Raw genomic sequence first — 20,434 nt, 5'->3', positions numbered from 1 at the left:
GGCGCGACCAACGGCAGAGGGTTCGGGCGGTGAAAGTCAGGGTTGGCGGAGATCGTCTTCGCGATCGGAGCCCATTCCGAGCCGTTCCGGGGCGTGCATCCGCGTGAAGATTCGCGCAATATCTGCCGGTATCTGCTTCGACGACACCTTGCTCACGACGATCATCGTGAGGAACGCCAGCGGCACGCTCACCGCGGCCGGGAACGCGAAAATGGCTGCCGGCCAGCCACCGAGGACGTCCTCCGACAAACCACCCAGGACGGCGACAGTAGCGGCAGTGCCCGCAACACATCCACCGACAACCATCCCCGCCCCCGCGCCGACGGCAGTCAGACCGCGCCACCAGATACCCAATACGAGCAGTGGGCAGAGCGTCGACGCAGCGACTGCGAACACCAAACCGACGGTTCTCGAGAGGTCGACCGACACCACCGCCAGCGACAGCACGAGAGGAACGACCCCGGCCAGTAGCGCTGCAATACGGAAGTCTCGAACTCGACCACGGAGAACATCGGTACTGACGACGCCGGCGATGCTGACGAGCAATCCGGACGACGTCGACAGGAAAGCGGCGATGGCACCGGACGCCACGAGGGCTGCCAGCAGTTGTCCGCCCCACCCCGAGAACACCGAGCCCGGCAACAGCAGCACCGCCGCGTCAGAGGTGCCGGTGATCAGAAGTTGCGGGACGTACAGTCGAGCGAAAACACCGAGGAGTGTCGGAAACAGGTAGAACACGCTGACCAGACCGACAACGGCGAGCGACGTCAGACGGGCTGCCCGGCCGTCGGGGTTGGTGTAGAACCGGACGAGAACATGAGGAAGGCCGAGCGTTCCGAGGAAGGTCGCGAGCATCAGCGAGTACACCTGGTACATCGGGTGCGGCCCACCGAAACCCCAACCCGGGGTGATCCAGTCAGAGTTCTGCGCGGGCGCTCCGGCGACGACAGGGACGGCGGCTCCCGCGTCGAGGACCATGGACATGCCTTCACCGAGAGTGTGCTCCCCCGGCCCCAGGGTCATCGTGCCTTCGACCGCTCGCCCGTCGACTGTGCCGCCGCTGACCGTCACCGGCTCGGACACCTGGACGACGACGTCGGTGGTGATGTCGACGGTCGTCGCAGTGGTGACCGTCGGCGGCATCGACGCGCCGACGTCGTGGTGATCGCCGAAGAAGTAGAAGGTCAGTGCCACAGCGGGAATCGCGACGGCAGTCAGTTTCAGCCAGTACTGGAAGGCCTGAACGAAGGTGATCGAGCGCATCCCGCCGCCGACGACGTTGGCGATGACGATGACCCCGACCGCTACGCCGCCGATCCAACTGGGAACCCCGAGCAAGATATTGAGCGTCAGTCCCGCGCCTTGGAACTGTGGAATCAAATACAGGATGCACACCATCGCGACCACGAGCATCGCGAGCTTGCGCAATCGCGGTGAGCCGAGACGGAACTCGGCGAAATCGGGGACGGTATACGCACCGGAACGCCGAAGCGGCGCTGCGACGAACAGCAGCAGGGCGAGGTATCCGGCGGTGAAGCCGATGGGATACCAGAGTGCGTCGGCGCCGTACTTGGCGACCAGCCCCGCAACACCGAGAAACGAAGCAGCAGAGAGGTACTCGCCGGAGATGGCCGTCGCATTCCACCGCGCACTGACGGTTCTGGACGCGACGAGAAAGTCCGAGGTGGTACGAGCGAGCCGAACGCCGTAGATTCCGATAGCCACCGTCGCGACAGCTGCTGCCACGATGCCGAGCACCGTCAACACCGGGATAGGTTGTCCTCCCACAGTGCCGCGCTCAGTCGTCCACGATGTCGTTGAAGTCCTGCTCGTTTCGCTCCGCACGACGCACGAACACCCAACCGGTCGTCAACAGCAAGGGATACACGGCGCCGCCCATCACGAGCCACGGCAACCGGATGCCAAGGACCGCGACCTCCGAGAGCGTCGGGAAGAGGTGCGTCAGCAGCGGCACCGCACACAGGAGCCCGGCTGCGACGACGGCAAGGCGAATCGCCAGTCCCAACTGCGCGCGAACGAGACCGCGGATCATGGCGTCACCGACTTCGGTCTGTTCCTGCACCTCCACCCGTGTTCGCACGATCCGTGCGCCACTACGTTGCGCCAACACAACGCGCTCACGCTGCGGAGGATCGGACTGCGACGTCACCGCGACAACCAACTCTGCTTGGGCGCACGAACCAGTCGATCCTTGAGTTCACGGGTGTGTCTGCGACTGACCGGAAGCTCGACGGGAGGCTTGTCACCGTGCGGGCGCAGACAGACCACCAATCCACTGCCTACTGTTCGGATGCCGGTGACCAGCGCCAGCGACACCAGGTAGGAGCGGTGCACACGCAAGAAGCCCGCGTCGGCCCAGCGTGATTCGAGCGTCGAGATCGGGATGCGCACCAGGTGCGACTTCCCGGCGGTGTGCAAACGCGCGTAGTCCCCGTCGGCTTCCACCCACTCCACCGAGGAACGCTGAACGAGCGTCGTGACACCGCCCAGTTCCACCGGGATCACCTCGTCCGTGGGCGCAGCTTCGGGTTTGCTCTCACTCTTGGTGCGCCCGGCCAGCCCCACGATCCGCTGAACGGCCTGAGCGAGACGCTCCTCCCGGAGCGGTTTGAGTAGGTAGTCGACGGCGCCGAGATCGAATGCGTCAACCGCTCGATCGTCGTGCGCTGTCACGAACACCACGGGCGGTGGCGTCGCGAAATTGGAGAGGATGCCGGCCAGTTCGAGACCGTCGAGTCCGGGCATGTTGATGTCGAGAAACACCGCGTCGATGCTTCCACCGCGCAGGATCCGCAACGCTGTCGTCGCATCCGATGCCGTGTGAACGTGCGCCACCGAGTCCTCGGCGCGCAGCAAGAAGGCCAGCTCGTCGAGGGCTGGTTTCTCGTCGTCGACGGCAAGGACGGTCAGCTGGGCATCAGTGTCAGTCTCGTTCACAACAGGTCCATGTTCCCACGACGGTTTCAGCCTGATCATCGAAGGCGAGAATCAGACGTGAATACCCTGCTTGAACTTGGGAACACGCATGCTGACCTTCGTACCGGCACCCGGCGCTGTCTCCACCACGAGTCCGTAGTCGTTGCCGAACGCGGCACGAAGTCTGTCGTCGACGTTGGCCAAACCGACGTGAGCAGCTTCGCGTGCGCTGGGTCGTCCCGATCCCGACTCGATGGCGTCAAGTGAGCCGGAACGCAGTAGTTCAGGGTCCATCCCCACACCGTCGTCCTCGACGCTGATGATGCAGTCCGGTCCCTCGTCCGCAGCCACGATGCTCACGGTCCCGCCCTCCGGCTTACTCGAAATGCCGTGACGAACCGCGTTCTCGACCAGCGGCTGGAGGGCCAGGAAAGGAAGAACCACGTTGAGCACTTCGGGTGCTATCTGAAGGCGGACGTTCAGAGCCTCCCCGAATCGCGCGCGTTCGAGGGTCAGGTAACGATCGATGTTGCGCAGCTCGTCGGCAAGCAGGGTGAACTCACCCGCAGATCGGAACGAGTACCGCGTGAAGTCCGCGAACTCGAGGATCAGTTCTCTGGCCCGCGCCGGATCGGTTCGAACAAACGATGCGACCGTGTTGAGCGCGTTGTAGATGAAATGGGGACTGATCTGTGCGCGCAGGGCACGCACTTCGGCTCGATCCAACAGGGCTCTGGACGCGTCGAGGTCGGCGAGTTCGATCTGACTGCAGGCATATCGTGCCACCTCGGTGACCGCTCCGAGCATTCCCGGCCACGGGTCTTCGCTGGTGACGATTCCCAGTACGCCGACCACGCCGATGTCCTCGATCAGCAGGGGCTGAGCGATCAGCGCTCGCACATGGTGATCGCTCGGTCCGCGCACCAGGTCCGAGTGCGTGACGAGTACCCGGCGTTCGCCTTCGATCGCACGAATGGCGGCGTCGTGGAATTGTTCGGACAACGCTTCGTGACGGCCGTCCCACGCCAACAGGTTTCCCGACGCGTCTGCCAGGCCCAGACCGGAGCCGCCGGTCAGCTCACGTAGGTGAGGCGCCGCCTCGGCGGCCGAATTCTCGTCGAGTCCACGCCGAAGTGGCCGCGCGGCAAGCGAAGCCGTATGGAGAGCGGCATGGACTGCACGTTCGGTGGGGGTGGTCACCTCACGTCTGGTGCGCATCCACACAGCCGTCAGCGCCCCGGCCACTGCGAGAATCAGCACGCTGAGAAGCGCGACCACGGCCGGACTCACCGCGAGTCCTCGTCCAGTTTCCGTATCAGTGTTTTCGGAGCCACCGTGCGGTACGCATCTTCGACGACGTCGGCTACGTCGTTCCAGAATTTCTCGTCCTCGGTCTCGTCGGCACTCGGAACGTCGAGGTACACGCCGATCCATCCCCGGCCACCCACGTACGGAGGGACGAAGAACCTCGACGGATCACGACTGACCCAATCTGCCTGCGCCCCAGGTGGGGCCGCGGCCCAGATCGCGACGCGATCGTCGTGGTGGTGATCTGCCATGGTGACGAACTGCGGCGCCTTGCGCACGAACCACGACGCTTCACCGTGGCTGACCCGCTCGGTCGCCTCCGGCAATGCCAGGGCAAGAGCGCGGATTCGTGCCGACGCCGTCATCGATTCACGACCCGCAGGTATTCGGTGCCGGAACACCTGCAAATCGATCCTTCACCCACGCGACAGCTCCCGGCACAGCGGCGCCGTCCGCATGACCTTCACCCGGTCGCGCCTGGAATTCGATGACGTCACCGCCGGCGCAGGCGCGTTCGACTGCCGCCTCGGTCCATTCCGGACGGATCAGGTTGTCATTGGTACCGACGACTACGTACATCGGACCGCTCGCGCGTTGACGGGGAAGAGCAACATCGCTGAGCCACGCGTGAATTCGGTCCGCATCCTCGGCGGTAGCCGGCCGCGTGTCGGCGGGCGTCACCTTTCCGACCAGACCCAACTTCTCCGTCGCCCGAGAGGTCAGGCACGAGGTGAGCAGGTCGTAGTTCTGCTCGAATGCGCCGCGCACGTAGTCGGTTCGTTCGAGGTCCGGATGGGTGAGGGACAGCCCTTCGAGTACATAGGGCAGCAGCAGTTGCTGAGGCAGTGACAGATTCACCTCGGAATCACTCGAGATGATCGGCGAGATGTCCGCTGCCGGGGACAGGTTTGCTGCACCGACGAATTCGAGTCCGTCGCCGTAGGTGTCGGCTTCCTCGGCTGCCGCCCAGGATGCCTGCCCGCCTTGGGACAGCCCCAGAGTTGCCCAACGAGTCGAGGTGTCCGGAACGACGTTGCGCGCCGCTCGAACCGCGTCGATGACGTTGAACGCCGCGGTGTCCGGTTGCAGGTAAGGATGCGGGTCCGGAGTGCCGAGGCCCTCGAAGTCGGAGACAGCGACCACGTATCCCGAGTCGAGGAACGGCGCGACCAGGCCGATCGTGCCGAACAGGGTCGGCGAGGCCGACGGCGCGCAGTCGTCCGAAATACCCGTCGTGCCATGGCCGATGGAGACGATCGGCCAACCGCCCTCCGGCGGAGTTCCAGGCGGCGTGAACACCGTTCCCGACACCTGAGTCTCTCGGCCGTCGATACCGGAGGTGGAGCCGTACAGGATTTTCACCGCGCTTGCTCCGGACGGCGCCACTTCGGCTGTGCTGGTGAAGGGTTCACTGTCGAACACGACGCCACGTTGCGCACTGCTCTCGACCGACGGGGTTGTCGTGGTCGAGGTGTCGGTGACGGAGACATCCGGCGAGGCATCCGATCCGCAGCCGACGCTCACGAGAAGTGCGCTCGCCACCACGACTCCCCAGACTGCGCGAACCCTCGAACTCCGAACAGTCATACGCAGTGTTCCCCTCTATTTGCCCGCACCGCTACCTGCTCGGCGACGCCTGACACGTTCCTCTGCTGCGGCCTCTTCGATGTCGAGTCCTTCCAATACGGTACGCAATACCTCGTCGTCGAGATCTCCGTCGTCACGTGCGGCGATCAGCGCAACTCGTTGCGAGCGCAGTGACTGATGCCGGAACTTGTCGAACAGAGCTCCCGCATTCCACAAGGCGGCTTCGCGATCGGCGTCCTCGTCGACCTCCTGGAGTTGAAGCCTCGCCTGCATCGAGCGTCGTACGCGTTCGACGATCGCCTGCAGTTCCTTCCCGTCGATCCCCGGCGGAGGGTGCGCGGCCGCGTCTGCCAACGCCTTCTCTCCCGCCTTGCGAGAAATGTTGCGGGCCAACTCCATCTGTTCCTGCGTGCGCAACTGCTCGTAAGGATCCGCGACGTCGAGGCGACGGATCATGAACGGCAAGGTAGATCCCTGGATGAGCAATGTCCCGACCGCGACGATGAACGCGATCGCCTGGATGACGCCGCGTCCGGGGAACGGCTCGCCTGACGAGAGTGCAAACGGGATACCGCCGGCAGCAGCAAGAGTGACGACGCCGCGCATTCCCGCCCACGAGACCACCAGATTCTGTTTCCACGTCAGTTGATTCTCGCGATCACGGCGCAGGGTTACACCGAATCGCACACGCGAGTAGCTCAGGAACAGCCACACCGGCCGAATCACGATGACAACGGCCAGGACTGCGAGACCGTACGCGAACACGTGAAGCACCGGAAGTCCGTCGGCGACAACATCGTCGATCACAAAGCTCAGCTGGAGCCCCATGTATGCGAAGACGAACATCTCGAGAAGAGTGTCCAGGCTCGACCACACCGAGCGCTCCTGCAATCGCGTCATGATCGACGCGTCCGTCGAATAGTGCCCGATCACCAGACCAGCGACCACAACGGCCAGAACACCGGACGCGTGTAGTTCTTCGGCGGCCAGGTAGGCAGCGAACGGAAGCACCAACCCCAAGCCGGTTTCCAGTGGAGAGTCGTACATGCGGGCACGAACGAACTTGACGACAAACGCGAGCACCAAGCCGACGACAACGCCGCCGATCACTTCGTACGCGAAGAACAACAGGGGCGAATCGGTGGCAATTCGCGTTCCGGTCACTGCTGCGACGGCGACGGTGAAGAGCGTGAGCGCGGTGGCGTCGTTGACGAGCCCCTCGCCCGTCAGGATGGCGATCACCCGTTTCGGGAGCCCGAGCTTCTGACCGACCGCCACCGCGCTGACGGCGTCGGTCGGCGCGATCACGGCCCCGAGCACCAGGGCGGCGCCGATCGTGAACTCGGGCACCATCCATTCGGAGAAGAAGGCAACCACGAACGCCGTCACCAACACCATTCCGACGCCGAGGCGCAAGATCGGGGCCAAGTTGCGTTTGAAGGTCGCCACCGAGAATTTCAGAGCGGCCGAGTAGAGAAGCGGCGGCAGGACCACACCGAGAATGACGTGGGGATCGAGTTCCGGCCGCGGCATACCGGGTATGAAGGATGCGACCGAACCTACCGTCACCAAAACCAGCGGAGCCTGCAGGTTTCGTCGATTGGACAGCCCGGTGACTGCGATGGCGGCAATGACGACCAGCAGAATCCAGGTGAAGTTCACGCGTTCATTCTGCCCGCCGACCCTGGGAGTTCACCCAGCGGACGCACAGAAGCCCGCAACCTTTTCGGTGACGGGCCCCTGAGCAACGGTGCTACCGAAAAACGGTATGCCGAATCCGGTATTACTGCTTTTCGGGAACAGCCTTCTTGGCGGCCTCAGCTGCCTTGTCGATCTGATCGCCGTACTTGTTGCCGGTCTTGTCGTCGGCGATGTCGGCGACCTTGTCGATAGCGTCGTGAACCTTGTCGGAGTTCTCCGCTGCGAGCTCCTGGCCCTTTTCGACCAATCCCTTGACGTTGTCCAAGAAACCCATGTCCGTGTCCTCTCCCGGTGCTGACGCACATCCTTCGGCGGAATCGTTCCTCCGCGCCCTTCGATTCTCACAGGTCGACGGCCTCTGCGCCAGAAAGCAGGTCCGTGCGTTCGAGCCGTGCGCAACTCGAGGTAGCGTTAACCCGCCAATAGCTGATTGACCACCCATCGACATCGACAGGTGCCCGGTTTGAATGCAGGACTGCGCGGGACGGGGAGCGACCCCTACCCCACGCGTGAACTGCTGTCCCGGTGGTGGTCGGATCGCACCGATTACACCTGGCTCCCCCGATTCCTCGACACTCGCGGGCTGACCGTTCCCGGACGCAAATTAGTCGCGGTGTGGTGTTTTCTCTTCGCCCTGATCGCGGCGACCATGCAGTTGAGCCGCTTCGGTTCCGACACCGCCCTGGCGCGGTCGATCTTCGCCCTCGGAACTATCAGTGGCGCCTATGCGGGCTACCGCTGGGCGCGTAATGAATCGTGGCCAACTTGGCGACAATCCGTGGCCTTTGTCGTCTGGGCCGACCTGTGGCTCGCCGTCACTCTCTTCTTCGCCGTGCGCACCGCTTTCGTCGGAACCATCGGCTGCATCTTGTTCATCATGATCGGCTTCTATGCGGCGATAGTTCACAGCCCTCGCGTTGCCATCAGCCACATCGGTTGGGCTCTTGCTGTCTGCACGACGCTCGCTGCCATGGCGATGTCCGAGCCGGTCAACGACGACTGGGTGGTCGTGAATCTCTATCTGATGGTTGCCGGTGTGGTTTTCTCCACCGCATGGATTCTGCAGATCGTCTGGCTGCGCCTGACCGACGACGCACGCAACGCCCACCGGGACTACCTCACCGCGACACTCAATCGCCGCGGACTCCAGGACGAGGCACAGCATCTGCTGCGCAGTGATCGAACGCAGGCTCTGATCGCACTACTCATCGACGTCGACTCGTTCAAAAACCTCAACGACACACACGGGCACGTCGCGGGCGACGACGCGTTGACCGCTGTCGCCGACCGCCTCATCGCTGCCGCCGGCCCCGATGCGGTGGTGGCTCGAATCGGTGGAGACGAGTTCGTCGTCCTGCGCGGAGTCGATCGAGGAGATATCGAGCAGGTCGCCACCGAGATACATTCGGCGGTTTCGTCCGACTCCGATCCCTATCCTGTGTCCGCCAGTACCGGCGTCAGTGTCTATCTGAGTCCCGAGACGGACTTACCGGATCGGGCTGTCAACGAACTGATCGAGCACGCAGACAATGCGATGTACCGAGCCAAGAAGCGCGGCGGCGATCGCATTGCCTGGGTGCAGATGTTCAGGCGCTGAAACTACTCACTCACTGTGGGCATGGTGATGCTCGCCGGGCAGGTCGTCGGGTGTCGCGAACATCTTTCGTTTCTCCCCGTGCAGGCGTGCGCTGATCCACCACGAGAGTTCCACGAGTACAACGCCGATCGCGCCGAGGGTGATCGCGAGCGTCGTCGCAGCGACGTTGCTCGGATCCAGTTTGAAGAACTCGCGGGTGAACGGCAGCGCGAACAGGATGAGGTATCCGGCCACCGACCCGCCGATCAGAACGAGCTTCCACCAGACGTACGGCCGAGCCACGACGGCCAGAACCCACACGGCGATCATGATCAACGTGATGAGCGCACTGGTTCCGGCCTGGATCTTCTGGGTTTCCGTCTGGTCCGGGCCTTGGTAAGCCAATACGTAGGAGATGAACGTGGTGATGCCGATGATCAGGCCCGACGGCAACGCCAGACGCATCACGCGCGAGACGAAACCGGTTCGCGCGCGCTCGTTGTTGGGTGCCAGAGACAAGATGAAGGCCGGGATACCGATCGTGAACCACGCTGCGATCGTGACGTGGCGGGGCAGGAACGGGTACGGCAGCGGTTCGAAGTCGAAGACCTGGGACAGGACGCCGGTGATGCCGATCAGGAACGCAAGCACCACCGAGTAGACGGTCTTGGTCAGGAACAGATTCGACACACGCTCGATGTTGCCGATCACTCGGCGGCCTTCCGCGACGACGTACGGGAGCGTCGCGAACTTGTTGTCCAGCAGCACGATCTGGGCCACGGCTCGGGTAGCCGGGCTGCCCGAACCCATCGAGACTCCGATGTCGGCGTCCTTGAGGGCGAGCACGTCGTTGACGCCGTCACCGGTCATCGCGACGGTATGTCCGCGAGACTGCAAGGCCGCGACCATTTCCCGCTTCTGATCCGGTCGCACTCGACCGAACGTCGTTGCTCCGTCGAGAGTGTCCGCCAGCTTTTCCTGATCGCTCGGCAGCTCTCGCGCGTCGATGGGACGGTCGCCGCCTTCGAGTCCGAGGGATCCGGCAACGGCGCCGACGGAAACCGCGTTGTCGCCGGAAATGACCTTGACCGCGACCTTCTGGCTGGCGAAGTACTCCAACGTCTCCTGGGCGTCCGGGCGCACTTTCTGCTCGAGCACGACCAGAGCTTCGGGGGTGACGGTGCCAGGGGCGTCGGCGTCGTCGACGGGGAGGTCGCTGCTGCCGAGCATGAGGACACGAAGTCCGCTCGAACCCACTTCCTCGGCCTTGCGGGCCATTTCCGAGTCGGGATCGAGCAGCACGTCCGGGGCACCGAGTACCCAGTTGCCGTGACTGCCGTACGACTGGCCGCTCCACTTCTTCGCCGAGGAGAACGGCGCCACCGCTGTCGCTTCGCCCCACCCGGAGTCGTCGGAGAGAGACTCGCGAATCGCCAGGACACTCGCGTTGGGGCGAGGGTCGGACGCGGCCATCGCGCTCAACGCGGACTTGACCGCAGTCTCCCCCGATCCACCCGGTGCGACGTCGACCTCGGACAGCCGCATACCGTTCTCGGTCAGCGTTCCGGTCTTGTCCGCGCACACCACGTCGACACGAGCCAGACCCTCGATCGCCGGCAACTCCTGAACGAGGCACTGGCGCTTGCCCAACCGGATCACACCGACCGCAAATGCAATGGACGTCATGAGCACAAGGCCTTCGGGAACCATCGGAACCAGAGCTGCCACCATGCCGTTGAGTGCCGGTCGGATCGGCAGGCCGATCGTGAAGAGCTGATTGAAGATGATCAGCGCACCCGCCGGAATCATCAGGTAGGTGATGAACTTCAGGATCTTGTCGATGCCGCTGCGCAGTTCGGAATGCACGAGGGTGAACTTGCTCGCCTCTTCGGCCAGCTTGGCCGCGTATGCATCGCCGCCGACCTTGGTGGCGCGGTATGCACCGCTGCCCGCGGCAACAAAACTGCCCGACAACACTTGCTGGCCACTCGCCTTGTGAACCGGATCGGCCTCACCGGTGAGCAGCGATTCGTCGACCTCGAGTGCAGCCGAACTGACCACCTCACCGTCGACGACTATCTGGTCACCGGATCCGAGTTCGATAATATCGTCGAGCACAACATCTTTGGGCGCCATCGCCACGGCGACGCCGTCACGCCTGACCATGGGCTTGGCCTGACTCACGATGGCCAGAGCGTCGAGCGTGCGCTTGGCGCGGATCTCCTGGATGATGCCGATACCGCTGTTCGCGATGATCAGCAGTCCGAACATGCCGTCGATGATCGAACCCGTCGCGAGCACGATCACCAACAACACGGTCAGGATCGCGTTGATGCGAGTGAAGACGTTGCCGCGAATGATGTCCTTGACCGAGCGGGACGCCCGGTCCGGTACATCGTTGGTTTGTCCCGACGCGATCCTTGCTGCAACCTGATCGGCGGTCAGACCGCGGGCGACGTCGACGTCGTCCGGCAATCGCTCAGGCGCTACCGCCACTGCTGTCTCTTCTGAACTGGTGTGCTCGTGAGCCATGGTCAAAGATTACGCACCCGGAGCAACTAATCAGGGTGCGACTCGACAGGCAACCACGTCCGCGACACTTCGCCGCTCAGCCCAGCGGTATCCACCACTTCGACGGCGGTGTCGGTGACAACGCGTCGATCCTGCCGCCCGGCATCGGGACCGACACTGTTGTGCCCGCATCTGCAGCCGACTCGTCGAGGCGAATGATCGGCTCCGACCACGAGTGAAACGCGAGGTTGAACGTCGCCCAGTGAATCGGGACGAAGACACCGCGCGACCCGTCGCCCTTGTTGAGGTCGATGTGCGTCTGCACTGCCTCTTCCGGATTCATGTGGATGTCCGGCCAGCGCACGTCGTACGCACCGACGGGGAGAAGCGTCAGATCGAAAGGCCCATAGGTTTCACCCAGCTGTTCGAAACGCGATGTGTATCCGCTGTCACCACCGAAGAAGACCCGGTGCTTCGGCCCGGCGAATACCCACGACGCCCACTGCGTCGTGTTCCGGACGAGGCCACGACCGGAGAAGTGACGAGCCTCCGTGCACGTGAGGACCAGGTCGTCGATTTTTGTCGACTCGTCCCAGTCCAATTCCACGATCCGGTCCTCGGGCACCTTCCAGTGCCGCAAGTGAGCCCCGATACCGATCGGCACGACGAACGGAGCCGTCTGTGTACGAGTCAGGGTCTTGACCGTAGCCATGTCGAGATGGTCGTAGTGATCGTGAGAGATGACTATCGCATCCACTGCAGGCAGTTCGGTCAAAGCCACCGGAGTGGGGTGCATGCGCGCGGGACCTACTGTGGCCGAGGGTGATACGCGTTCACTCCACACCGGATCGGCGAGAACGCGGTAGCCGTCGACCTCGACGAGAACGCTCGAATGGCCGTACCACGTCACCGCCGCGTCGCCGGCTGCCGCCGGTGCCAGCGGAGTGGCCAACGGAATCGGCCGACGCGGCCGACCCGTCGACCCTCTCGTAGCCATCGACTTGAACATTCCGACATCGGTGCCCGGAACCAGTGTGCTGCTGGGCTCCGAGTTGTGGAACTGGCGGTCCCGGTATCGCGGGGACATCGCCGCATACGGTTGCACCGTGCTTCGCGAGGCCCCGATCTGCGTCGGGATGCCCCATGCGGCTCGCGCCACCCACCCCGTCGCCGCGGCAACAGCAGCAACTCCGAGAACCGTCGTCTTCTTCATTCAGACGAGCGTAGCCACTATCTGCCCTGCGTGCCCGGCGCCTGTTTTCCCTGCAACCAGCTTTACTTACCCTTGAATACGGGAGGGCGGTTCTCGATGCGGGCAGCGCGGGCTTCCTGGACGTCCTCGCTGAGCCAGGCGGCGTGAAGCGCGTCGAGCTGCTCGGGAGACTGCTCCTCCATGGTGCCGTCGTCGTTGAGAACCATCTTCATGTGCCGCAACGACAGCGGTGCGAGATTCGCGATGCGGTGTGCCCATTCCTGAGCGTCGTCGAGGGTTCCGATTTTGTTGGCGAGGCCGCGAGTGAAGGCTTCTTCGGCGCCGATCTGTTCGATGCCGAGCAAAATGGTGCGCGCGGGACCGCCGCCGACCAGCGACGCGAGCCGACGCATCGTCCACTTGTCCACCGAGACACCGAGGGTGGCGGCCGGGATTCCGAAGCGAGCGCTCGGCGCCACGACGCGAAGATCCGACGCGATGGCCAGTTGCGTGCCCGCGCCTATAGCCGGACCGTTGACGGCAGCGATGACGGGGATGGGCGCCGTGTCGATAGAGCGAAGCATCTCGAACAGGCGATCGGTGAAGCCCTCCATGTAGACGTCGCCGGAAAGGTCCGCGCCTGCACAGAACGCCGATCCCTCACCGGTGATGACGACGACATGCGCGTGCTCGGCTACCGCCGCGTTCATCGCGTCCCGTATTGCGATGCAGAGTTCCGCGCTGAGCGCATTACGACGCTCGTGACGCTGCAACTCGATGGTCACGACGTTGCCGTCACGGGAGAACCCGATCATGTCCGCTCACTTTCGTTTCTGGAAGGCTCGACACAGGGATGTTCCGAGGCGCCGATACCGTCCGCATACTTCTCTGCAGCTAAGTTCTGTACATCAGGAGGTTAGATTACCGATGAGTACAGACGACCTTGCCGCACAGCAACCACACCCGGTTGACGTGGTGGTGATCGGCGCCGGACAGGCCGGACTCTCCGCCGCCTACTACCTGCGCAAGTTCGGAATCGAGCCCGAATCGGGGTTCGTGGTGCTCGATCATGCGTCCGGTCCGGGCGGGGCGTGGCAGTTCCGTTGGCCGAGCCTGACACTGAGCACCGTCAACGGCGTCCATGACCTCCCGGGAATGTCCTTCGCGGAAACCACCGGTACAGACGCCGAACAGGTGCCTGCATCGGTGGCGGTCCCCCACTACTTCGAACTGTACGAAAAGCAATTCGAACTTCCCGTCCACCGCCCGGTACACACGCGAGTGGTGTGTCCGAGGGAAGAGCGCCTGCGGATCGAGACCGACCAGGGAGTATTCGCGGCGCGAGGCTTGATCAACGCGACGGGGACCTGGGAGCGGCCCTTCATCCCCCACTATCGCGGGGCCGAGTCGTTCCGTGGCCGACAACTGCACACGAAGGACTATCGAACCGCTGCCGAGTTCGAAGGCAAACATGTCGTCGTGGTCGGCGGCGGGATCTCGGCTGTCCAACTGCTCGACGAGATCTCACGCGTCACGACCACTACCTGGGTGACGCGGCGCGAACCCGAGTTCCGCGACGAGCCGTTCACGCCGGACATCGGCCGCGCTGCGGTTGCCATGGTCGAAGATCGTGTACGACGCGGCCTGCCACCGGGATCCGTTGTCTCGGTGACCGGCCTCCCGGTAACGCCTGCCATCCGGGCAGCACGTGAGCGTGGTGTGATGAATCGACTGCCGATGTTCTCCGAAATTCTTCCGAACGGCGTGAAATGGGCCGACGGTACCGTAGTCGACGCCGATGTCATCTTGTGGTGCACCGGTTTTCGTAGCTCACTCGATCACCTGGCGCCGTTGCACCTGCGCGGACCGGGTGGCGGAATCCCGATGACCGGGCGCCTCGCCACGCAGGTCGAAGCCGACCCTCGCGTGCACCTGGTGGGATACGGACCGTCGTCGTCGACGATCGGAGCCAACCGCGCCGGCCAAGCGGCAGCGCGCGAACTGACCGCGTACCTGGGAATCGGCGAATGAACAGAATCCTTGTTCCGGGCGAAACCTGCTGGCGCATCGAACCGGCGGACAATCTTGCCTGCATCGTCGACGCCGCTGACTACTTTCATCATGCGAAGTCCGCAATGCTGCAAGCTGAAAAGCGAATCATGTTGATCGGCTGGGACTTCGACACGCGCATCAAACTCGAACCAGGCGAGCAGACTCTCGACGGCCCCAACCGGTTGGGAATGTTCCTCCGCTGGCTCGTCCGCGAGAAACCCGACCTCGAAATCCTCGTACTCAAATGGAACATCGGCGCGTTCACCGCAATCGGCCGCGGCATGACTCCCGTCTTCGTGTCCAACTGGCTGACCGACGAGCGCCTACGGTTCGAGATCGACGGCGCCCACCCGGTTGGTGCGGCGCACCATCAGAAAATCATCGTCATCGACGACGCTCTGGCGTTCTGCGGCGGCATCGACATGACTGTGGACCGCTGGGACACCTCGGATCATGTCGACCGAAACGATTATCGAATCACGCCGAGCGGAAGGCGTTACGGCCCTTGGCATGACGCAACCACGGCGGTCGACGGCAATGCGGCTGCGGCCATCGGCGAATTGGCGCGGGCACGCTGGAAATCCGCAACCGGCGAGGATCTGACACCGGTCAAGAGCACTGCGACTCCGTGGCCCGTCAATTTGGCTCCCACCTTGCGGGTGGTCGACGTAGCCGTCGCCAGAACATTGCCGGAACTCGGCGAGCGCGCGGAGGTTCGTGAGATCGAGGCGCTGTATCTCGCCGCCATCGCCGGCGCCGAACACACGCTGTACATCGAAAGCCAGTACCTCGCCTCACGCACTCTGGCCGAGGCGATTGCCGCGCGCCTGCGTGAGGACGACGGACCGGAGATCGTTCTGGTCATTCCGCGCAACGCCGACGGTTGGCTGGAACAAAAGGCGATGGACGGGGCGCGCCACGACCTGTTGCATCTGCTGTGGTCCGCCGATATCCACGACCGGTTCGGGGCGTTTTATCCCGTGACCTCTTCTGGCGCACCTATTTACGTCCACGCCAAGGTTCTCGTGATGGACGATCGCCTCCTGCGAATCGGGTCGTCGAATCTCAACAACCGTTCGATGGGCTTCGACACCGAGTGCGACATCGCCGTCGAATCCGACGACGACGCAGATGTCGAGTTGCGCGCCTCGATCATCGGATTGAGGCGCCGCCTACTCAGCGAGCACCTCGACGTCACCGAGGAAGAAGTCGACGACGCGTTGGGCGAGCAGTCACTGTTGTCGACGGTTCGCGCTCTCGCGACCTCCGACGCTCGCAGTCTGCGCGAATTCGACCGGAACACAGTCGACGGCGAAGACCACGTGCTCGCTGAAAATGCACTGATGGATCCCGAGCGCACGCCACCCAGACTGAGCGATCGAATCGAAGGATTGCGCCGCCTGCTCGGCAAACGCTGAGACTCTAGAACACGCGCACGCAGTGCCCGGTTGCCAGCGCGAGTTCGACGAGCGTTGCACCGTGAACACTCGGGACGAGCGCGAGGAGAAACGTATCGCTGTCGCTGTCGAGCCAGGCAAGTGAAACGCCCGTATCGGTGATGTTGTCGACGATACGGGCGAGAAGCGATTCGAGTCCGGCAGCTCGATCGAAGCCCATGGCAAGACTGTCCGCCCACTCCCACGATCCTGCCGGCGCCGACGTGAGCACTCGCAGCTGACCCAGAACCTCGGCAGCGCCCTCGTTCCAATCCACCCAGACCAGGCGTTCTTGTTCGTGCAATGCGTCGACGAGAGCAAACCACGCCATTTCCGGGTGCGGCTTCTCGAGCGTCTGTGAGTACAACTCGTTCTGTACTTCGACATACCGTTCCGGCTGGTCGATCGCGAGAGTCACACGATCGATGACAACAGCGCTGTCAGGGGCGAGCAGTTCGGCGATCGCGCGCAACGCGTCGCGAGCAGTTCCACTCACTATGGCTCCAAGTTCAATTCGGTCATCGGTGCGGTTTCCACATTCTGACATGCGTGTGCGCCTCGTTCGGACGTGTCCTCGATGTCGGGACACGAGCCAGATGCTTGCCGTGAGTTCCACGAATTCCCGGGCAACACCGCTCGCCGAGCTACCAAATTGGACTTTCCGGCTATCCCATTCGCCGCACTTGTCCGTTTACCCTTTCACCTGGCCTTACAATCCGGATATAGTCATCGGCGATCCAAGAAGCCAACTGGGATGTAGCGAGCCAGCGAACAGTCTGTTACCGTTCAGCTAACTACCCCTTCTGGTCAAACCGGATCGAAGGGGTTCGGGCAATGACCCACGGGGGGTTGACGTGAAGGGGCCATGTTCCGCATGAAACACGATTCACACACGACAACCTCTTGGTGGTCGATCGGCGAATGGCGCCTGGGATGGAAGGTCATCGCCGTTCTCGCATTGCCGATGATCGTCGCCGTCGTCCTCGGAGCCCTTCGCGTTCAGACGGAACTCGAAGAAGCCGCACAGCTGAGTTCCTCGTCCGAGCGCGCCCTCGCTGTGCCCGCCGCGATCAATCTCGAATCCGCGCTGTACGAGCTCGCCGAAGCCGCATCGGCACGCACTGACACCGGCCCCGCCACACAAGCGGTTTCGGACGCAATGGATCAACTGGTCGACGCCGCGCGCGCGTTCCAGTCCGACGACGACCTCAACGACCAAGTGACTTCGGCGCTCGCAGAGAGCCGTTCCATCACGGAAGAGGTCGCCGCCGGCGCGGTGGCTCCCGCACGCTTGGTTTCGCGGGTCGGCGAAGTCTCTCGCGCACTCTCGAGCACCTTCACCAGCGTCGTCGAGCATTCTCAGCGTCCGGCGCTGCGCGAAGAGGGTGGCCGACTCTCAGCACTCTGGGATGCGCGACGAGCACTGGCCGAACAACGAATCCTCTTCGGCTCAGGTGATCCGGACCAGCAGGCTCGTACCTCGATGGTCAGTGCCGCCGGTGCCGAACTGGTCGCTCTGAACAACATTCTCGCCATCGACGGGAGCAACGACACCGTCCGGACCCTCAGCAACTCTGCTCAGAACCGGATCAACGCACTCGGATCAACCCCGTCGACCTCTCCTCTGGGGAGCCGCGTCGGTACCGATCTGAAATCCGGAAACGACCAGTACAACAGCCTGACCGACACCACCGTCACCGAGTTCGGCGATACCGTCACCGCTGAATCCAATGCAGCACGAACCGCAGCACTTCGTGACACTGCAATCGTGCTCGGCGCGGTCCTGCTGGCACTGGCCATCGCCCTCGTCATCAGCCGATCGCTCATCGATCCGATCCGTCGGCTGCGATTTGCCGCATTGCAAGCAGCACGACGCGGACTCCCCGACGCGATCGAACGAATTCGCGCAGGTGCCAGTATCGACGACGTCGACTTCGCCCGTGTACCGATCCGCACCCACGAGGAAATCGGCGAGCTTGCACGCGCGGTGGACGACATGCACGGTCAGGCCATCACGCTGGCCGGCGAGCAGGCCACCCTGCGGCGCCAGGTCAACGACATGTTCGAAACGCTGTCGAGGCGTAACAAGTCCCTCGTCGACCAGCAACTCGGTTTGATCGAACAGTTGGAGCAGGACGAAGACGACCCTCGTCGCCTCGAGAATCTGTTCCGGCTCGACCACATCGCCGCGAGAATGCGTAGAAACGGCGACAACTTGTTGGTTCTCGCCGGAACCGATGTACGCCGCGCCAGAACCGCCCCCGTCGCTCTCGGCGATATCCTTCGTGCGGCGGTATCAGGCGTCGAGGAATATCGACGCGTCGAACTCGGGCAGATACCGCCCGGAGTCGTCACCGGTCATGCTGCCCCGGACGTCGTTCACCTCATCGCTGAACTGCTCGACAATTCTCTGCGGTACTCCCCGCCGGAGACCACCGTCTCCATCAACGCTGCCCGCACCATCGACGGCTCCATGATCGTCGAGATCGCAGATCTCGGTATCGGCATGTCGCCTGCCGATATCCTCGATGCCAACGAGCGCCTCGCCGCCGGCGGCGAGATGAGCGCGGATACAGCGCGTCGCATGGGTTTGTTCGTCGTGAGCCGAATCAGTCGTCGCTACAACATCTCTGTGCGCCTGCGCCCGACGGCAACGTCGTCGACGCACAGCGGCATCACCGCAACGGTGCTCCTACCGACGTCGATACTCGATTCTTCTCGGGGACCCGAGATCCGCACGCCGCGAACCGGACCCGTGCCCACGCTCGATCGGACTCCGCCGCCCGCACCGTCTGAACCGTCCTGGTCAAAGCCCGTCCCGACCGAATTGGCACCCCCGCAGCCTGCGACCAGAAGTTTCGCAGATCTCCCGCGTCGAACGCCCAGCAACAGCACCGACCGGACTGAGACGTTCGCCCCGATCACACCGCAATCCATTCCCACGACAACAGCGCCTTCGGGGTTGCCACGTCGCACTCCGGGCACAAGTGGAGTACCGGCGGTCAGTACCTCGACTCCGACCACTGCTGCACCCGCCACCTCCGTGTCGTCCTTCGCTCCTCTGCCCGATCCCGAAGGCACAAGCGCATCGACGTCCCTTCCCGTGCGTACTCCTTCGCCGGAATTCACCTCGCCGGCACAGGGTCCCGAGATCCCGGTGGGTCCACACCCGTCGACAACCCCGCCGCCACGGCACCGGCTCTCAGCCCCGACGCCGACAAATACTGCGGCGTTCTTCTCCTCGCGCACCCGTGACGGGCTCTCTGCTCGCGCATCGGCGCGCGCTGACGGCGCGGGAGAGGGCAACTCGAACGGCGTACTCGCTGCCCCGACCACGATGCCGATTTTCGCCCGGATGGTGTCCGAGTGGCTCGTGGACCCGACGGCGGAGACGTCAGCTGCTTCCACCGGCAGTGCGTGGACCACCGACGCGGATCAAGGCTGGCTGGCCGCTCGGACCTCGTTCGAGATGCCGGTCACCAAGATCGCCGATTCCGGACTTCCCATTCGAGACCGCGGAGCCCGCCTGGTTCCCGGCGCAGTCGGGAGAGGTGGAACGACACAGCGCCATGCATCCAATCCGGCGGACGTCCAACGTGGTTGGAGCAGTTACCAATCCGGAGTACAACGAGGGCGTCGGCGCGCTGCCGACCATCAGCCCGATGGCGGACAGTCTTTCGAAGCGTCCACGATGTTGCACAACGATGAAGGAGAACAGTGAACACTGTCGGAGCCCAAGAGACTCCCCGCGCACTCGACTGGCTGGTTTCGGCTTTTGCCCGAGACGTGCCGGGTGTGAGTCACGCGATCATCGTCTCAGCCGACGGGTTGTTGACGGCCTCGAGCACGCATCTTCCGCTCGATCGGGCCGATCAATTAGCCGCTGTCACTTCCGGACTCGCCAGCCTGTCCGCGGGGGCGTCACGCCTCTTCGACGGTGGAGCCGTCATGCAGTCCGTCGTCGAGATGGAGAACGGCTACCTGCTTCTCATGGGCGTCGGTAGTGGCGCTTACCTTGCTGCTCTCGCTGTCGCCGGATGCGACATCGGCCAGATCGGTTACGAAATGGCGACTCTCGTCGATCGCGTCGGCACCACCATGGACATTGCCCCGAGAACATCGCAGGGTATTTGA

At 63.5% G+C, this 20,434-nt stretch carries 17 protein-coding genes; 5 read left to right on the top strand and 12 right to left on the bottom strand.

Annotation, left to right across the window (positions count from 1 at the left end; genetic code table 11):
• Nucleotides 1–36 precede the first annotated feature (36 nt).
• The 8 genes from ABIE52_RS29595 to ABIE52_RS29560 all read right to left on the bottom strand — a co-directional run bounded on the left by ABIE52_RS29595 (nt 37) and on the right by ABIE52_RS29560 (nt 7,807).
• Nucleotides 37–1,788, bottom strand: a complete 1,752-nt coding sequence (locus tag ABIE52_RS29595) for a sodium/solute symporter (protein WP_030534942.1) — start codon at nt 1,786–1,788, stop codon at nt 37–39.
• A 10-nt stretch (nt 1,789–1,798) separates the two neighbouring features.
• The gene (locus ABIE52_RS29590) at nt 1,799–2,170 is read right to left on the bottom strand and encodes a membrane protein (protein WP_003939880.1); all 372 of its coding nucleotides are present in this window, start codon (nt 2,168–2,170) and stop codon (nt 1,799–1,801) included.
• Complete coding sequence (locus ABIE52_RS29585) at nt 2,167–2,958, bottom strand: LytR/AlgR family response regulator transcription factor (protein ID WP_003939723.1); 792 nt, start codon at nt 2,956–2,958, stop codon at nt 2,167–2,169. Before ABIE52_RS29585 ends, ABIE52_RS29590 begins: the two co-directional genes overlap by 4 nt.
• 51 nt (nt 2,959–3,009) lie before the next feature.
• Nucleotides 3,010–4,227 (bottom strand): sensor histidine kinase, encoded by a 1,218-nt coding sequence (locus ABIE52_RS29580; RefSeq protein ID WP_030534943.1) that lies wholly within the window; start codon nt 4,225–4,227, stop codon nt 3,010–3,012.
• Nucleotides 4,224–4,610, bottom strand: coding sequence for an MmcQ/YjbR family DNA-binding protein (locus tag ABIE52_RS29575; protein WP_047272600.1), 387 nt, complete (start codon nt 4,608–4,610; stop codon nt 4,224–4,226). Before ABIE52_RS29575 ends, ABIE52_RS29580 begins: the two co-directional genes overlap by 4 nt.
• A 4-nt stretch (nt 4,611–4,614) precedes the next feature.
• The gene (locus tag ABIE52_RS29570; protein WP_192712279.1) at nt 4,615–5,832 is read right to left on the bottom strand and encodes a lipase family protein; all 1,218 of its coding nucleotides are present in this window, start codon (nt 5,830–5,832) and stop codon (nt 4,615–4,617) included.
• A 15-nt stretch (nt 5,833–5,847) separates the two neighbouring features.
• Nucleotides 5,848–7,494, bottom strand: coding sequence for a Na+/H+ antiporter (locus ABIE52_RS29565; RefSeq protein WP_042451113.1), 1,647 nt, complete (start codon nt 7,492–7,494; stop codon nt 5,848–5,850).
• A 121-nt stretch (nt 7,495–7,615) separates the two neighbouring features.
• A complete protein-coding gene (locus ABIE52_RS29560) occupies nt 7,616–7,807 on the bottom strand; it encodes an antitoxin (RefSeq protein ID WP_003940164.1) in 192 nt (63 codons plus the stop codon).
• Nucleotides 7,808–7,987: 180 nt separating this feature from the next.
• Here ABIE52_RS29560 and ABIE52_RS29555 point away from each other — a divergent pair, with 180 nt between their 5' ends.
• Entirely contained in the window at nt 7,988–9,130 is a 1,143-nt protein-coding gene (locus tag ABIE52_RS29555) for a GGDEF domain-containing protein (protein ID WP_003940053.1), read from the top strand.
• A 6-nt stretch (nt 9,131–9,136) separates the two neighbouring features.
• Here the strand turns inward: ABIE52_RS29555 and ABIE52_RS29550 are convergent, their stop codons facing one another.
• The 3 genes from ABIE52_RS29550 to ABIE52_RS29540 all read right to left on the bottom strand — a co-directional run bounded on the left by ABIE52_RS29550 (nt 9,137) and on the right by ABIE52_RS29540 (nt 13,627).
• On the bottom strand, nt 9,137–11,641 hold the full coding sequence (locus ABIE52_RS29550) for a cation-translocating P-type ATPase (RefSeq protein ID WP_003940410.1): 2,505 nt from the start codon (nt 11,639–11,641) through the stop codon (nt 9,137–9,139).
• A 76-nt stretch (nt 11,642–11,717) separates the two neighbouring features.
• Nucleotides 11,718–12,833: an MBL fold metallo-hydrolase gene (locus ABIE52_RS29545; RefSeq protein ID WP_192712278.1), complete on the bottom strand. Its 1,116-nt coding sequence runs from the start codon at nt 12,831–12,833 to the stop codon at nt 11,718–11,720.
• A gap of 62 nt (nt 12,834–12,895) precedes the next feature.
• Entirely contained in the window at nt 12,896–13,627 is a 732-nt protein-coding gene (locus tag ABIE52_RS29540; RefSeq protein ID WP_003940192.1) for an enoyl-CoA hydratase, read from the bottom strand.
• 112 nt (nt 13,628–13,739) lie between these two features.
• Between ABIE52_RS29540 and ABIE52_RS29535 the strand changes: the two genes are divergently transcribed.
• Together ABIE52_RS29535 and ABIE52_RS29530 are read left to right on the top strand one after the other, a co-directional pair.
• A complete protein-coding gene (locus ABIE52_RS29535; RefSeq protein ID WP_020970433.1) occupies nt 13,740–14,843 on the top strand; it encodes an NAD(P)-binding domain-containing protein in 1,104 nt (367 codons plus the stop codon).
• On the top strand, nt 14,840–16,282 hold the full coding sequence (locus tag ABIE52_RS29530) for a phospholipase D-like domain-containing protein (RefSeq protein ID WP_192712277.1): 1,443 nt from the start codon (nt 14,840–14,842) through the stop codon (nt 16,280–16,282). Before ABIE52_RS29535 ends, ABIE52_RS29530 begins: the two co-directional genes overlap by 4 nt.
• 4 nt (nt 16,283–16,286) lie before the next feature.
• On the opposite strand, the gene ABIE52_RS29525 is transcribed toward ABIE52_RS29530, so the two are convergent.
• Nucleotides 16,287–16,796, bottom strand: coding sequence for a DUF6630 family protein (locus tag ABIE52_RS29525; RefSeq protein ID WP_042451123.1), 510 nt, complete (start codon nt 16,794–16,796; stop codon nt 16,287–16,289).
• 378 nt (nt 16,797–17,174) lie between these two features.
• On the opposite strand from ABIE52_RS29525, the gene ABIE52_RS29520 reads away from it, so the two are divergent.
• Together ABIE52_RS29520 and ABIE52_RS29515 are read left to right on the top strand one after the other, a co-directional pair.
• Nucleotides 17,175–20,021, top strand: a complete 2,847-nt coding sequence (locus tag ABIE52_RS29520; RefSeq protein WP_238592652.1) for an ATP-binding protein — start codon at nt 17,175–17,177, stop codon at nt 20,019–20,021.
• Nucleotides 20,018–20,434, top strand: a complete 417-nt coding sequence (locus ABIE52_RS29515; RefSeq protein ID WP_003940329.1) for a roadblock/LC7 domain-containing protein — start codon at nt 20,018–20,020, stop codon at nt 20,432–20,434. The genes ABIE52_RS29520 and ABIE52_RS29515 overlap by 4 nt, the downstream gene beginning before the upstream one ends.

This window comes from Rhodococcus sp. OAS809 (assembly GCF_040546695.1).
GTDB lineage: Bacteria > Actinomycetota > Actinomycetes > Mycobacteriales > Mycobacteriaceae > Rhodococcus_F > Rhodococcus_F qingshengii.
Note: the sequence above shows the minus strand (reverse complement) of the source record. Positions and strands in the feature narration are given on the sequence as shown.